This is a genomic window from Streptomyces sp. V4I23, assembly GCF_030817975.1.
Classification (GTDB): Bacteria; Actinomycetota; Actinomycetes; order Streptomycetales; family Streptomycetaceae; genus Streptomyces.
In genome coordinates, this window is the sequence record NZ_JAUSZW010000004.1 from 2,757,489 (window position 1) to 2,771,735 (window position 14,247).

At 71.5% G+C, this 14,247-nt stretch carries 12 protein-coding genes; 1 reads left to right on the top strand and 11 read right to left on the bottom strand.

The genetic code is table 11. The features are described from left to right. Positions 1-79: 79 nt before the first annotated feature. The 4 genes from QFZ82_RS14530 to QFZ82_RS14545 form a co-directional block, all read right to left on the bottom strand. On the bottom strand, positions 80-2,236 hold the full coding sequence (locus QFZ82_RS14530) for a hypothetical protein (RefSeq protein ID WP_307713573.1): 2,157 nt from the start codon (positions 2,234-2,236) through the stop codon (positions 80-82). Between the two features lie 238 nt (positions 2,237-2,474). Beyond that, a complete protein-coding gene (locus QFZ82_RS14535) occupies positions 2,475-3,014 on the bottom strand; it encodes a DUF6113 family protein (protein WP_307713574.1) in 540 nt (179 codons plus the stop codon). Then, positions 3,011-3,988 carry an N-acetyl-1-D-myo-inositol-2-amino-2-deoxy-alpha-D-glucopyranoside deacetylase gene (gene mshB, locus QFZ82_RS14540; protein ID WP_307713575.1) on the bottom strand — a complete coding sequence of 326 codons (978 nt, stop codon included), beginning with the start codon at positions 3,986-3,988 and terminating at the stop codon, positions 3,011-3,013. The genes QFZ82_RS14535 and mshB overlap by 4 nt, the downstream gene beginning before the upstream one ends. A gap of 36 nt (positions 3,989-4,024) precedes the next feature. Next, positions 4,025-4,219, bottom strand: coding sequence for a hypothetical protein (locus QFZ82_RS14545; RefSeq protein ID WP_177150662.1), 195 nt, complete (start codon positions 4,217-4,219; stop codon positions 4,025-4,027). Positions 4,220-4,388: 169 nt separating this feature from the next. Here QFZ82_RS14545 and QFZ82_RS14550 point away from each other — a divergent pair, with 169 nt between their 5' ends. Then, positions 4,389-6,545, top strand: a complete 2,157-nt coding sequence (locus QFZ82_RS14550) for an alpha/beta fold hydrolase (protein ID WP_307713576.1) — start codon at positions 4,389-4,391, stop codon at positions 6,543-6,545. Positions 6,546-6,574: 29 nt separating this feature from the next. On the opposite strand, the gene QFZ82_RS14555 is transcribed toward QFZ82_RS14550, so the two are convergent. From QFZ82_RS14555 to QFZ82_RS14585, 7 genes are all read right to left on the bottom strand, one after another. Then, positions 6,575-7,102: a hypothetical protein gene (locus QFZ82_RS14555; RefSeq protein ID WP_307713577.1), complete on the bottom strand. Its 528-nt coding sequence runs from the start codon at positions 7,100-7,102 to the stop codon at positions 6,575-6,577. 353 nt (positions 7,103-7,455) lie between these two features. Continuing rightward, positions 7,456-8,526: an ABC transporter ATP-binding protein gene (locus QFZ82_RS14560; protein WP_307713578.1), complete on the bottom strand. Its 1,071-nt coding sequence runs from the start codon at positions 8,524-8,526 to the stop codon at positions 7,456-7,458. Beyond that, positions 8,519-9,490 (bottom strand): ABC transporter ATP-binding protein, encoded by a 972-nt coding sequence (locus tag QFZ82_RS14565; RefSeq protein ID WP_307717718.1) that lies wholly within the window; start codon positions 9,488-9,490, stop codon positions 8,519-8,521. The genes QFZ82_RS14560 and QFZ82_RS14565 overlap by 8 nt, the downstream gene beginning before the upstream one ends. 51 nt (positions 9,491-9,541) lie before the next feature. Continuing rightward, positions 9,542-10,522, bottom strand: a complete 981-nt coding sequence (locus QFZ82_RS14570; protein ID WP_307713579.1) for an ABC transporter permease — start codon at positions 10,520-10,522, stop codon at positions 9,542-9,544. Beyond that, entirely contained in the window at positions 10,515-11,438 is a 924-nt protein-coding gene (locus tag QFZ82_RS14575) for an ABC transporter permease (protein WP_307713580.1), read from the bottom strand. Before QFZ82_RS14575 ends, QFZ82_RS14570 begins: the two co-directional genes overlap by 8 nt. A gap of 94 nt (positions 11,439-11,532) precedes the next feature. Then, positions 11,533-13,161 (bottom strand): ABC transporter substrate-binding protein, encoded by a 1,629-nt coding sequence (locus QFZ82_RS14580; RefSeq protein ID WP_307713581.1) that lies wholly within the window; start codon positions 13,159-13,161, stop codon positions 11,533-11,535. Positions 13,162-13,229: 68 nt separating this feature from the next. Continuing rightward, on the bottom strand, positions 13,230-14,183 hold the full coding sequence (locus QFZ82_RS14585; protein WP_307713582.1) for a GNAT family N-acetyltransferase: 954 nt from the start codon (positions 14,181-14,183) through the stop codon (positions 13,230-13,232). Positions 14,184-14,247 lie beyond the last annotated feature (64 nt).

Here is a 14,247-nt window from a genome sequence, read left to right on the forward strand (position 1 = left end):
CGAGTGACGGTCGCTCAGCACGACAAAGCCCCTGCCCGACGCGGGCAGGGGCTTTGACCGGCGGTTTCGCTCAGGTCGCTCAGCTCGGGTCGAGCGAGATCACGGCCGTGCGCTCCGCGGGGGTCTTGCCGCGCAGGGCCGGCCCCATCGCCTGGGCCACGTCGTCTGCGGACAGCTGGTGCTGCTTGCCGTCGCCCTTGGTGATCATGATCCCGTCGAAGACACCGTCCAGCAGCTCCTCGATGGCCTGCTTGTCGTAGACCTCGACCAGCTTCCCGTCGATCGGCTTCATGGAGAGGATCTTCGGCAGGGACTTCGCCGGCCCGAACTGGATCGACTTGTCACCTGCCTTGATCGTGATCAGGCCGGACATCGCGGGCTGGGCGAACTCCTTCATCGCCCGGTCCAGTTCCGCCTTCGTGATCGTCGGCTCCCGGGTGGTCACCGGGACTTCGACCACGTTCGGCTTGCCGGTCTCCACCTGGGCGCGGTACGCGTCCTTCACCGAGATCATCGAGCGCCCGACGTCCAGGGACTGGCCCGCCTTGCCCGGTACGGCGACCGCCTTGCCCGGCTCGAAACGGATCGTGCCGTCGGTGGCCGAACCGGACGTGCCCGCGAGGTCCGCGAGCGCCACGCTCAGCTTCTCCTCGTCGACGAGGATCACCGGCTCGGCGACGCGCTCGCCGCCGAAGAGGGATCCGATCACCGACACGGGGTTGTAGTCGCTGCCCGCGGCGGCGCGCACCGTCGCCTGGCTGTCCAGGGAGAGCCCGGCCTTGTCCGGGGCGAGTTCGGCCTTCTTGCCGCCGACCGAGAGCTGGAGCGGCGTGCCGGCCCGCTCGCCGAGCGCCGCGTCGAGCTTGTTGACGGCCTCGTCCCGCGTGCCGCCGCCGATGTCGACCCCGAGGACCGTCGTGCTCTTCGGCACGTCCGAGTGGTTGAGCAGCAGACCGGCGCCGTACGCGATGCCGAGCAGGGCGATGACGCCGACGCCCGCGAGCATCAGCTTGGAGCGGCCCTTCTTCGCGGGCGCGGGCCGGGGCGCCGGCCGCGGCTCCGCGGTGGACACGGGTCCGGCCGGGCCCGCCGGGCCGCCGCCGGGGCCGGCCGGGAACTCCGGCGCGGAGAACTCGGCCTCCGGCCCGTGCGGGCCGCCCAGCGTCGGGAACGGGGAGCGGTGCTCCTCGGGGACGACGGGAATGCCGCTGGTCAGCGTGTCGCCGGAGACGTGGCCGCCGCCCGGTCCGGGCGCGGGCTTCTGCGGGGTGAGCACCGCGGTGTCGTCGGACATGCGGGGCGCGACGCCGGGGCCGCTGGGCATTCCGCCGGGCGTCATCGCGCCGGTGGCGGGGCCGGACGTGGGGCCCGCAGGGCCGGAACGACCCGGTCCGACTGGCGGACGCACGCCCAGCGGGGGCGTGTTGCGGCCGGGGGCGAAGCTGTTGCCGCCCTGACCGGGGCCTGCCTGGCCGCGACCGCCGCTGAGACCGTCCGGGCCGGGCGCGCCGCCGGGGCCGGGCCGGGGGCCGTCGGAGAAGTACGGGGTGCCCGTGCCGGGAGGCGTGCCGGTGCCGGGAGGCGTGCCGGTGCCGCCGCGCGGGCGCGTGGGGAGGGGAGGCGCACCGGCGTCCTCGGCGAGCGCCGCGAGTCCCGACTTGCGGGGTGCGCCGTCGCCAGCGCCCGGCCCCTGGGGCCCGCCGTCGGCGGAACCCGGACCGCCGGCCGCCGGAGCACCCTGCGGCGCCGGGGACGGAGCCGGGGACGGAGCCGATGCCGGGGCCGATGCCGGTGCCGCGGACTTGCGCGGCGCGAACCAGTCGCTCGCCGCCGGCTTCTCCTCGGCCGCCGGAGCCTCCGCCGTCTCCTGGGAGGCGGCGGGCCACGGGACGCTCCCGGTGCGCTCGCTCTCGCGCTCGCCCGCGCCGGTGCCGGCATCGGCGTCGGCCGCCGATCCGTTCCGCGCGGCGGCGTCGGCGTCGCCCATCGGTGTACGCATCACGACGGGCGGGATCGGCCGCGACCCCGGGATGTTGATCCGGATCCGCGTCGTCAGCGTGGTCTCGGTCTTCTTCTCCTCCGGCTGCCGCGGGGAAGCGGCACCCTCGTCCGGAGCGTCCTGCGTCGGATGCAGCGACGGATACTGGCGGGATCCGTACGGCGGTGTTCCCGAGGGGTACGCGGCTCCACCGCGCCCCTGGGGGCCGGAGGACGAACTGTCAGTTTCACGACTCAAAGCAGGTTCTCCCGGTTGGCTTCGCCGCCCGTTCTTACTGGATAGCTACTGCTGCGGGCGGCTCGGCGGCGCGCACCACCATACTGGCCACCGCCGACGCACACCCGGGGACTGCGGGAAGCGGCCCCCGGCGGCCCTTCTGCGGGCCATACGGGCATGGCCGGTTCAGGGGCTCCCCGGCCCGTCGGTCGACCTACCCTAGGGGGCCGCCGAATCGGCTGCGTGCTGGGGGTACGGGCTACGGCTGCCCGCCAAGTCGGTCCGGACCGCCGCCCGGTGGCGACAGGCGCGACATGGTGGCGCAGATCACAGCCGTGGCCATACCGCCGAGCATGTAGACGAGCGGCCCGATCCCGGAGGTGAACATGGCGTCGCCCTCGGGGCGCCCGACGCTGAGGACGACGATGGACAGCAGCCAGCCGACGGCGGACGCGGCCACCCCGAGCTGGCCCCCGGTCGCGCGCAGCGAGCCGTAGAACAAAGCGGCCGTGGCGGCCAGCGCGAGCGCCAAACCGCCCGGGAACCAGGCGCCTTGGAGAAGCGATCCCGCGATGCCGACGGCCGCGCCGAGGAGCACGAGACCGAGGTACGCGACGGCACGGCCGGGCCGCGGGGGTCGGGCAAGGAAGGAGCCGGCGGCGCCGCCGCCCGGCCCGTGCGCACCGCCCTGACCGGTCGCACCGCCGGAACCGGCCCTCCCGCTCTGTCCCTTCGTTCCGCTTTTTCCGGTCGTGTCGGCGCGCCCGCGCGTTCCGCCCTTTCCGGTCGTTCCGCTCATGTGGTCACCCCCGAAGTCCCCTCAGGATCCTCACCTCGTGAGACTTTCCCAAATGCCGCGTTCTCCGCGAGCCCTTCCTGGTCACCGGACTCTTCGATGCCCGCGAAGAGGTCGTGCTCGCGCTCGCCGGCCGGCGCTCCGGAAGTGCCGGCGGCCAACTGGTAGTACTCGGTGGTGAACAGCGGCTGCCCCAGGTCGTTGGAGAGCGCGAAGAACGTGCCGTCCACGGCGATCTGGGTGGCGTGTGCGCGCATCGCGGCCGCCTTGCGCTCCGCGTACGCGGTGCCGTCGATCTCCGTGGTGATCTCGGAGTCCTCCACCACGCCCGGAATGTCGCCGATATCCGCGATGCCGGGGAAGTCCGCCCCCGCGGCGCGCAGCCGGGCGAAGCCCTCCTCGGCGGCCGACCTCGGCACCCGGTTCCAGTAGATCTTGGCGATGGTGTGCGGGGCTCCGAGGTCGCGCCGGTAGGCGGGCTCGGTGGCCAGCTCGGCGGCGCGCATCGCGACGCGGTGGGTCTGGATGTGGTCGGGGTGGCCGTAACCTCCGTCGGGGTCGTACGTGACCATCACCTGGGGGCGCACGGAGCGGATGATCTCCACGAGGTGTGCGGCGGCCTCGTCGACCTCGGTGTTCCAGAACGCGCCCTCGCGGTGGTTCTGCTCGACACCCATCATTCCCGAGTCGCGGAACCGGCCCTGTCCTCCCAGGAAGCGGTGGTCGGTGACGCCCAGCTCCTTCATCGCGGCGGCCAGTTCACCGACGCGGTAGGGGCCCAGCCGGTCCTCCCGGTCGGGCGCGAGATGGGCGAGATCGGCCGGGATGACCTCGCCCTCCTCGCCGAGGGTGCAGGTCACCAGGGTGACCTGGGCGCCGGCGGCCGCGTACAGGGCCATCGTGGCGCCGTTGTTGATCGACTCGTCGTCCGGGTGCGCGTGCACCAGGAGCAGACGACGGGCGGGGAGATCCTTCATACCGGACAGATTAGGCCCCCGCCGTCGAAGGCCCGCTCAGAACTTGATGCCCCCGATCATTCCCGCCACGTTCGTGGTCAGCTCCGTGATCGTCGGAGCCACCGAGGAGCTGGCGAGGTAGAACCCGAGCAACACGCAGACCGCCGCATGTCCGCCCTTCAACCCGGCTTTCCGGATCAGCAGGAAGACGACGATCGCCAGCAGCACCACCGCCGAAATCGAGAGTGCCACGGCGGTTCACCTCCACAGATATTCGGTCGGGACGGGCCAGTTGCATGTGCCGGGGAGTTCATACCCACCTTGCGCTACGGATCATAACTATCCGTGCCCACGCATCGATCGGTGCATGGCAGCACATGGGGGCGCACACGCGCGGCCCCGGTGCCATAGGTTCGGTGCCATGACAGCGACGCAGCAGCTCTCCTTTCCGCGTCAGTCGGCGCGGACCCAGCGCTTCACGCTCGGCGCTCCCCGGTCCTTCACCGTTTCGCCGGACGGCTCGCGGGTGGTCTTCCTGCGGTCGGCGTCCGGCACGGACCGGACCGGCCTGCTCTGGGTGCTCGACCTCGACGGCGCCGCCCCCGCGGAACGGCCGGCCGCCGACCCGCGCGACCTTCTCGGCGGCTCCGCCGAGCACCTGTCGCCCGAGGAGCGGGCGCGGCGGGAACGCAGCCGTGAGGGGTCGGCGGGCATCGTCGGTTACGCGGTGGACCAAGCGGTCGAGTTGGCGGCGTTCGCCCTGTCCGGGCGGCTGTTCACGGCAGAGCTGCGGGCCGGGACCGCGCGCGAACTGACCACTCCGGGGCCGGTGATCGACCCCAGGCCCTCCCCCGACGGACGGCACATCGCCTATGTCGCGCGGGGCGCGCTGCGGGTGACGGGCGCCGAGGGCGAGGGGGACCGCGCGCTGGCCGAACCGGAGGACCGGAATGTCACCTGGGGTCTGGCCGAGTTCATCGCCGCCGAGGAGATGGGGCGTTCACGCGGCTTCTGGTGGTCGCCCGAGTCCGACCGGCTGCTCGTGGCCCGCGCCGACGACCGGGAGGTGCGGCGCTGGTGGATCGCGGACCCGGCGCATCCGGACCGGGAACCGGCGAAGGTCGCGTACCCGGCGGCCGGGACGCCCAACGCCGAGGTCCGGCTGTACTTCGTCACCTTGGACGGCGTGCGCACCGAGGTCTCGTGGGACCGGGTCCGCTATCCGTACCTCGCGCGCGTGCACTGGTCGGCCTCCGGCCCGCCGCTGCTGCTCGTGCAGTCGCGCGACCAGTGCACGCAGCTGTACCTGGCGGTCGACCCGGAGACGGGAGGCACGCGGACAGTGCACGTGGACGAGGATCCGGCGTGGCTGGAACTGTCCCCCGGGGTGCCCGCGTGGGCGCCCGAGTCGTCGTACGCGCACGGTTTCGGCGGCGGAAGGCTGGTGCGGATCGCCGACGAGGGCGGCGCGCGGGTGCTCGCGGTGGGCGACCGGGTGCTGACCGGGGCCCAGTTGCAGCTGCGCGCCGTGCTCGACATCGACGAGAACGATGTCCTCGTGTCGGCGGCGGCGGGCGAGGAGGCCGCGGATCCGGAGATCGGCGAGATCCACGTGTACCGGGTCAACGAGCTGGGGGTGGAGCGCGTCTCGGACGGGCCGGGCGTGCATGCGGCCGTCCGCTCGGGCGGGGTCACGGTCCTCGCGTCCTCGGTCACCGGGGCGAGCGGCACGAGAGTGCGCGTGCTGCGGGACGGCAAGCAGGTCGCGGAGGTCGCGTCGTACGCGGAGCGGCCGGTGCTCACGGCCCGCCCGCGGCTCGTCGAGGCGGGCGAGCACCGGATTCCGTGCGCGGTGCTGCTGCCGTCCGGCTACCGGGAGTCGGACGGTCCGCTGCCGGTGCTGCTCGATCCGTACGGCGGGCCGCACGGCCAGCGGGTGCTGGCCGCGCACAACCCGTACCTGACCTCGCAGTGGTTCGCCGATCACGGCTTCGCGGTGATCGTCGCGGACGGGCGGGGCGCGCCGGGCCGCTCCCCCGCCTGGGAGAAGGCGGTCAAGAACGCGTTCACGCTGACGCTCGACGACCAGATCGAGGCGCTGCACGCGCTGGCCGGATCACATCCGCTGGACCTGGACCGGGTGGCGATCCGCGGCTGGTCGTACGGCGGTTACCTGGCGGCGATGGCGGTGCTGCGCCGCCCGGACGTCTTCCACGCGGCGGTGTCGGGCGCGCCGGTGACGGACCTGCGGCTGTACGACACGCACTACACGGAGCGCTACCTGGGCGACCCGGCCGCACAGCCCGAGGTGTACGGCGCCAACTCCCTGGTCGGCGACGACGGTCTGACGGTGGCCGAGACGCCGCACCGCCCGCTGATGATCATCCATGGTCTGGCGGACGACAACGTGGTGGTGGCCCACAGCCTGCGGTTGTCGTCGGCGCTGCTGGCGGCGGGCCGCCCGCACGAGGTGCTGCCCCTCACGGGCGTGACGCACATGACCCCGCAGGAGCAGATCGCGGAGAACCTGCTGCTGCTCCAGGTGGACTTCCTGAAGCGGTCGCTGGGCCTCGCCTGACGGCGTTCTGCCGCGGCCGCCGGCCCCGTCTACCGGTCCGGGGGCGGGGACGGCGGCCGGGTCGGCGCGTGCGGTCCCGCGGGGCCGGGAGCGGCGCCGCCGGGGTGCGGGTAGCCGTAGCCGCCGGGAGGTGGCGGCGGGTACGCGGGCGGCACGGCGGGGCCCGCGAACGCCTCCTCCTCGCCGCGCCGCAGCAGCGCCACGAGCAGCACGACGCCCGCTGCCGGCTCGAACAGCCAGGTGAGGACGAGCAGTTGGTTCTCCAGGCCGAGGGCACCGAACCGGTCGAACAGCTCCTGCCGCAGGATGAAATCCAGCCCCACCGCGCCGTCGGCCACGAGCAGGACGGCCGCGACCGCACCCAGCGTCCTGGTGTGCACGGCCTGGACGAGCCCGCCCGCGCCCGCGACCAGCGCGAGGGCGGCGACCAGGACGGCCAGCCATGCCGACGGTGTCTCCAGCAGCCGTACCGGCGTCCCTTCACTGCCGGTGAAGCGGTCGAGGTAGGCGTCGGCACCCGCCCTGTACGCCCAGCGGACCTGCCATGCGGCCGTCACCGCGCCGGCCGTGCCCAGCAGGAGGAAGGCGAGAACCGCGACCGCCTGCGCGGGCCTGGCAGGGGTGCGCTGGCGGACAAGGGCACGCGGGGCCCACGCGGGACATGGCCGGAAACGGGCGGGTGGCCGGCCGGGGCCACATGAGACCCCGGCCGGCCCAACGGCACCCGCACGGCCGTACGCTGTTCAGCGTGACGCGTTCGTATATCGGAGTTGCGACAGTCAAGTTGCCTGCGCGTTAACGAATTTCGTGGGTATTCCTCATGCTTTGCGCCTCGTTCTGACGCTCTGTCAAGAACTGTGGCGGGAGCTGGGTATCGCCTTCCCGTGCCGGATGCGGATCTCGGAGGGAGTCAGGGGGACGTGTAGAGCGTCGCCCCGCCGCCGTCCGGCTGGTCCCCGCCCGGCACCACATGCCGTTCCTCCGCGAAGTGGCACGCCGACGGATGCTGTACGGGCCCCTGGGCGGTCCGCAGGTGGGCGGGCACGGCGAGCAGCGGCACCTCCCGTGCGCAGCGCTCCTGTGCCTTCCAGCACCGGGTGCGGAACCGGCAGCCCGAGGGGATGTTCGTCGGTGACGGCACGTCCCCGGTCAGGATGATCCTCTCCCGGTGCTCGCGCGCCTCGGGGTCCGGGACGGGGACGGCCGAGAGCAACGCCTGGGTGTACGGGTGGGTGGGGTGGTCGTAGATCTCGGCGTCCTTGCCGAGCTCCACCACGCGCCCGAGGTACATCACGCCGACCCGGTCGGAGATGTGGCGCACGATCGACAGGTCGTGGGCGATGAAGACGTAGCTCAGCGAGAACTCGCTCTGCAGCCTGTCCAGCAGGTTGATGACCTGCGCCTGCACCGACACGTCCAGGGCGGAGACCGGCTCGTCGGCCACGATGATCTCGGGCCGGAGCGCGAGCCCGCGGGCGATGCCGATGCGCTGGCGCTGGCCGCCGGAGAACTGGTGCGGGTAGCGGTTGACGAACTCCGGATTGAGCCCGACGACGTCCAGCAGTTCCTGCACCTTCTGCCGGCGCGAGCCCTTCGGCGCGACCTCGGGGTGGATCTCGTACGGCTCGCCGATGATGTCGCCGACCGTCATCCGCGGGTTCAGCGAGGTGTACGGGTCCTGGAACACCATCTGGATGTTGCGCCGCACGGCCTTGAGCGCGCGCCCCGACAGCCTGGTGACGTCCTCGCCCCTGTACCGGATCGAACCGGCCGTGGGCCGCTCCAGGTGGACGAGCATCCTGGCGAGCGTGGACTTGCCGCAGCCCGACTCCCCCACGATGCCGAGCGTCTCGCCCGCCATCAGGTCCAGATCGACGCCGTCGACCGCCTTGACCGCGCCGACCTGCTTCTTGAAGAGGACACCGCGCGTGAGCGGGTAGTGCTTGTACAGGTCGCGGACCTCCAGGATCGCCTCAGCCATGCAGGGCCTCCTCCCAGAAGTGGCACGCGCTCCCGCGTTCCTCGTTCACCTCGTACAGCGGCGGCTCGTCGGTGCGGCACACGTCCCGGGCGAGCGGGCATCGCGGGTGGAAGGCGCAGCCGGGCGGGATGTGCATCAGGTTCGGCGGCAGCCCCTTGATCGCGTAGAGCTCCTGGCCCTTCCGGTCCAGTCGGGGGATCGACTCCAGCAGACCCCTCGTGTACGGGTGGGCGGGCGCCTTGTAGATGTCGTGCACGGGGGCGGTCTCGACGATCCGGCCCGCGTACATGACCGCGATCCTGTCGGCGACGTCGGCGACGACGCCGAGGTCGTGGGTGATCAGGATCAGCCCCATGTCGAGCTCGCGCTGGAGTTCGGCGAGCAGGTCCATCACCTGGGCCTGCACGGTGACGTCGAGGGCGGTGGTCGGCTCGTCGGCGATGATCAGGTCGGGCTCCAGGGAGAGCGCCATCGCGATCATGATGCGCTGGCGCATGCCGCCGGAGAACTGGTGGGGGTACTGGCCGACGCGCTCCTTCGCGGCCGGGATGCGCACCCGCTCCATCAGCTCGATCGCCTTGGCCTTCGCGTCCTTGCGGGACATGCCCCGGTGCACGACGAACATCTCGCCGAGCTGGTCGCCGACGCTGAGGACGGGATTCAGCGAGGAGAGCGCGTCCTGGAAGATCATGGCCATCTCGGCGCCCCTGACCGTCCGCCGCTCGTCCTCCCCCAGCTTCAGCAGGTCCCGCCCCTTGAAGAGGATCTCGCCGCCCGCGATCCTGCCGGGCGGCGTGTCGAGGATCCCCATGACGGCCTGGGCGGTGACCGACTTGCCGGAGCCGGACTCGCCGAGGACGGCGAGCGTCTCACCGGCAAAGACCGTGCAGTCGACGCCGTTGACGGCCTTGGCGACCCCGTCGCGGGTGCGGAACTCGACGTGCAGGCCCCGTACGTCGAGCAGCGGCCCCGACTCGGCCGGCGCGGCTGATGTGACGGACACGGCGGACACCTCCTAACGCAGCTTGGGGTCGAGGGCGTCGCGCACCGCGTCGCCGAGCATGATGAACGCCAGCACGGTGACCGCCAGCGCCCCGGCGGGCCAGAGCATCATGTGCGGGGCGTTGCGGATGTAGGGGGACGCCGAGGAGATGTCGATGCCCCAGGAGACGGTCGGCGGCTTCAGTCCGGCGCCGAGGTAGGAGAGCGTCGCCTCCAGGGCGATGTAGGTGCCGAGGGCGATCGTGGCGACGACGATGACCGGCGCGACGGCGTTCGGCGCGATGTGCCGCAGCAGCATGCGGGTGTTGGACGCGCCGAGGGCCCTCGCGGCCTGGACGTAGTCGTTCTGCTTGGCGGTGATGACCGAGCCGCGGGCGATACGGGAGATCTGCGGCCAGCCGAGCAGCACCATGAAGCCGACGACGGGCCACACGGTGGTCGAGCGGACGACGGACAGCAGGACGAGGCCGCCGAGCACGACGGGGATGCCGAAGAAGATGTCGGTGAGCCGGGACAGGATCGCGTCCCAGAACCCGCCGAAGAACCCGGCGAGCGCTCCCAGCACGGAGCCGAGCAGCGCGACCCCGAGCGTGGCGCAGACGCCGACGGTGACCGAGGTCCGCGCGCCGTAGACGGTCCGCGTGTACACGTCGCAGCCCTGCCCGTTGAAGCCGAAGGGGTGGCCGGGCTGGGAGCCCTCCTGGGCCTTGGCGAGATCGCATGTGAGCGGATTGCCGGAGGCGATCAGCGAGGGCCACAGGGAGATGACGACCAGGAAGAGGATCACCAGGGCGGAGACGACGAAGACCGGGTTGCGCCGCAGGTCGCGCCAGGCGTCGGACCACAGGCTGCGCGGCTTGCCGGACGGCCCGGCGCCGAGCGGGCCGCCCGGTGTCCTCTCCAGGGTCTCGCCCTCGCTCATCGCGAGGTCGGTCCCGCCGCCCGCTCCGGTGGACGCGATGGCGTTGTCGTCGAAGCGCTGCTGCTCAGGCATACCGGATCCTCGGGTCGAGAACGGCGTACAGGAGGTCGACGAGCAGGTTCGCCAGCAGGAAGACGATGACGAGCACGGTCACGAAGCCGACGACGGTCTGCGTGTTCTGGCGGAGGATCCCCTGGTAGAGCTGGTAGCCGACGCCGTGGATGTTGAAGATGCGCTCGGTGACGATGGCACCGCCCATCAGGGCGCCGACGTCCGTGCCGATGAAGGTGACGACCGGGATCAGCGAGTTGCGCAGCAGATGACGGCGGATGACCCGCCCCCGGGGAAGGCCCTTCGCCTTGGCGGTACGGACGTAGTCGGAGCGCGAGTTCTCGGCGATCGAGGTCCGGGTGAGACGGGTGACGTACGCGAGGGAGACCGAGGCGAGCACCAGGCCGGGCACGATCAGTTCGTCGAGGCGTGCGTCGGAGGACACGGACGGGTCGATGACGGCCCATTTGATGCCGAGCACCAGCTGGACGATCAGACCGGTGACGAAGGTGGGCACGGCGATGACCACCAGGGTGGTCAGCAGGACGCCGGTGTCCACGGGGCGGCCGCGGCGCAGCCCGGTGACGACGCCGAGGGTGATGCCGATGAGGATCTCGAAGAAGATGGCCACGAGGGTCAGCCGGATGGTGACCGGGAAGGCGTCGCCCATCAGCTCGGTGACCTTCTGCCCGTTGAACGCGGTGCCGAAGTCTCCGGTGAAGACGTTGCCCATGTAGGTCAGGTATTGCTGCCACACGGGCTTGTCGAGACCGAACTCCTTGCGCAGCCGGGCGGCCGTGGCGGGGTCGCACTGACGGTCGCCGCAGAGGCCGGCGACGGGGTCGCCCATGATGTTGACCATCAGGAAGATCAGCAGCGTGGTGCCGAAGAAGACCGGGATCATCTGCAGCAGACGCCGGATCACATAGCGTCCCATGAGGCGCTCCTGGGGTCGTCGTGGGAAGGGGGACGGCCCGGCGCGCGCGGTGCGCGCGGTGCGCGCGGTGCGCCGGGCCGGATGGCTTCCGCCGTCAGTTGACCGTGATCTCTTCGTAGACGGGAACGCTGAACGGGTTCAGGGCGACATGGGAGAGCCGCTCCGAGTAGCCGGCGCTGCCGTTCTGGTACCAGAGCGGGATGGCGGCCATCTCATCCCGCACGACCTTCTCGGCCTCCTTGAAGGTCTCGACGGCCTTGGCCTGGTCGCTCTCGGCGTTGGCCCGGTCGACGAGGTCGTCGAACTTCTCGTTGGTCCACTTGCCGTCGTTGGAGGAGGCGTTGGTGTAGTAGAGCGGCTGCAGGAAGTTCTGGATCAGCGGGTAGTCCATCTGCCAGCCGGCCCGGAAGGGGCCGGGCATCTTCCGGTCGCCGATCTGGTTGCGGAAGTCGGCGAAGGTGCCGACCGGTGCGCCGACGCACGCCCTGTCGTTCCCGAGGGCGTTGTTGACGGAGTTGCACACGGCGTCGACCCAGTCCTTGTGGGAGCCGGTGTCCGCGTTGTACGTGATCTTCACCTGGCCGCCGGGGATGCCGCCGCCCTCCTGGATCAGCCTCTTCGCCGCCGCGGGGTCGTACTCGCAGGCCTCGCCGCACAGGGTGTCGTCGTAGCCGCCCTCGGCGCCCAGCACCGGGGAGGTCCAGTCCTTGGCGGGGGTGCGGGTCTTCTGGAAGATCGTGTCGGTGATCTGCTCGCGGTTGATCGCCCTCGACAGGCCGGTGCGCACCTTGGCCCCGTCAGGGGTGTTCCACGCCTTGTCGTAGAAGGGGAAGGCGAGGGTCTGGAGGATGCCCGCCGGTGTGTTGATGTACCGGTCCCCGAGGTCGGCCCGGACGTTCTTGAGCTGGGCGGCCGGGACGTCGTCGACGAGGTCGATGTTGCCCGCGATCAGGTCCGTGTAGGCGGTGTTGTTGTCGGTGTAGACCATGAGGTCGATGCCGCCGTTCTTCGCCTTGTCCGGACCCTTGTAGCCGTCCCAGCGGCGCAGCTCCGCCATCGATCCCTTCTTGTAGGAGTTCAGGGTGTACGGTCCGTTGCCGATCGGCTTGGAGACCCAGGCGTCGTGGTCGTCGAAGAAGGCGCGGGGCAGTGGGGCGAAGGCCGCGTAGCCGAGGGTGTCGGGCCAGGTGGAGAACTTCTGGCTCAGCTCGACCGTGAAGCGGAGGTCGTCGACGACCTTCAGCCCGGACATCGTCTCGGCGGTGGCCTCGCCCTTCTCGGGGTGGACCTGTTCGTAGCCCTCGATGTAGCCGAAGAAGTAGGCGTTCTTCTGGTTGTTCCTGATGTGGGCGCCGTAGTTCCAGGCGTCGACGTACGACCTGGCGGTGACCTTCTCGCCGTTGCTGAAGGTCCAGCCGTCCTTGAGGGTGACCGTGAAGTTCCTCGAGTCGGTGCTCTCGATCGTCTCGGCCATCATGTCCGTGGCCGCGCCGGTCTTCGGGTCGTATCTCTTCAGGCCGCGGAAGATCATGTCGAGGACCTTGCCGCCCTGCACCTCGTTGGTGTTGGCGGGCTCCAGCGGGTTCTGCGGGTCGGTCCAGGAGGACTTCACGATCCCGTCGGCGCCGCTGCCTCCGCTGTCGCTCCCACCGCCGCAGCCCGTCGCCGCCAGGGCGACGGCGACCGCGCATGCGGCCCACTTGGCGTGCGTGGCTCGACGCATGGGGTTCCTCCCGTGTCCTCAGCATGGCTTAGGACCGAATATCACCCCATAGCGGATCTAACGCACTTTCAGGGCGTCCGGGTGGTCGGTGCGGTCACCGGGAGAGTGACCTCCCAGGTGTCGACGGCGTAGTGCAGGGTCATCCCGTGCGCCTCGTACAGGGAGAGCGCCCTCGACTCGTTCTGCGTGTCCACGCCCAGACCGATGGTGTCCCGGCCGCGGGCCGCGTAGGTGCCGAACACGTGGCGCAGCAGATGGCCGGCGATGCCCCGGCCGCGGACCCGTTCGCATACGCCGAGGTTGCGGATCCAGCCCATGGCCTCACGGTCGTCCCGGGTGAGGACGACCGCCACGTCGCCCTCGCCGGCGAGCGAGGCGATCCACACGAGCGACCAGTCCAGGCGTGCGCCGCCAATGTCCTCCAGCCACTGGGCGTACGTCCGGGGGTGGTGGTCGAAGTGGTCCGCGAAGGTCGCCTCCACCAGCGCGTGCGCGAGCCGGCGGTCGTCCTCGGACCGGCAGTCCCGCAGCGTCAGCCCGGCGGGCGGCTCGGGCACGGCGTCGGCGGCCGGCGACAGGGGACGGGTCATGATCTGGTGGTGCCGCACGGTGCGCCAGCCGCGGGCGCCGAGGAGCGCGGTGTCGACGGCGGGCCGCGCGTTGAGGTGCAGGTGGAGCACGGCCCGCGCGGCGCCGGCGGCCGCCGCCTTCTCCGCCGCCCTCGCCTCGATCAGCTCCAGCAGCAGGACCGCCGCGGCGGACCGGCCCGGCAGGACGTAGTGGTCGACGCCGATGTCGCCCTCGCCCGAGTCGCTCCACAGCATGCCGAACGCCACGAGCTCGCCGTCCTCGCTCACCAGCCAGGTGTCACGGGCGAGATCGACGTCGGCGTGGGCCAGGTCGGCCTCGACGCTGTGCAGGTCGGTCTCGGTGCGGCCGATCTCGACGAGGTCGACGGCGTTCATGAGCGCGCAGACGGCGGGGGCGTCCGCGAGGACGGCGGGCCGGACGGTGAGATGCATGCGGCCACTGTTGGGCCCGCGGCACGCGCCCGGCAATCGGTTTTCCGTACGAGAGGACCCCGCC

Excerpts from the sequence above, each read along its gene's own strand:
- mshB (WP_307713575.1), bottom strand. The coding sequence starts at position 3,988 with ATGAAGGATCTCCCCGCCCGTCGTCTGCTCCTGGTGCACGCGCACCCG.
- QFZ82_RS14580 (WP_307713581.1), bottom strand. The coding sequence starts at position 13,161 with ATGCGTCGAGCCACGCACGCCAAGTGGGCCGCATGCGCGGTCGCCGTC.
- QFZ82_RS14535 (WP_307713574.1), bottom strand. The coding sequence starts at position 3,014 with ATGAGCGGAACGACCGGAAAGGGCGGAACGCGCGGGCGCGCCGACACG.
- QFZ82_RS14575 (WP_307713580.1), bottom strand. The coding sequence starts at position 11,438 with ATGGGACGCTATGTGATCCGGCGTCTGCTGCAGATGATCCCGGTCTTC.
- QFZ82_RS14550 (WP_307713576.1), top strand. The coding sequence starts at position 4,389 with ATGACAGCGACGCAGCAGCTCTCCTTTCCGCGTCAGTCGGCGCGGACC.
- QFZ82_RS14570 (WP_307713579.1), bottom strand. The coding sequence starts at position 10,522 with ATGCCTGAGCAGCAGCGCTTCGACGACAACGCCATCGCGTCCACCGGA.
- QFZ82_RS14560 (WP_307713578.1), bottom strand. The coding sequence starts at position 8,526 with ATGGCTGAGGCGATCCTGGAGGTCCGCGACCTGTACAAGCACTACCCG.
- QFZ82_RS14585 (WP_307713582.1), bottom strand. The coding sequence starts at position 14,183 with ATGCATCTCACCGTCCGGCCCGCCGTCCTCGCGGACGCCCCCGCCGTC.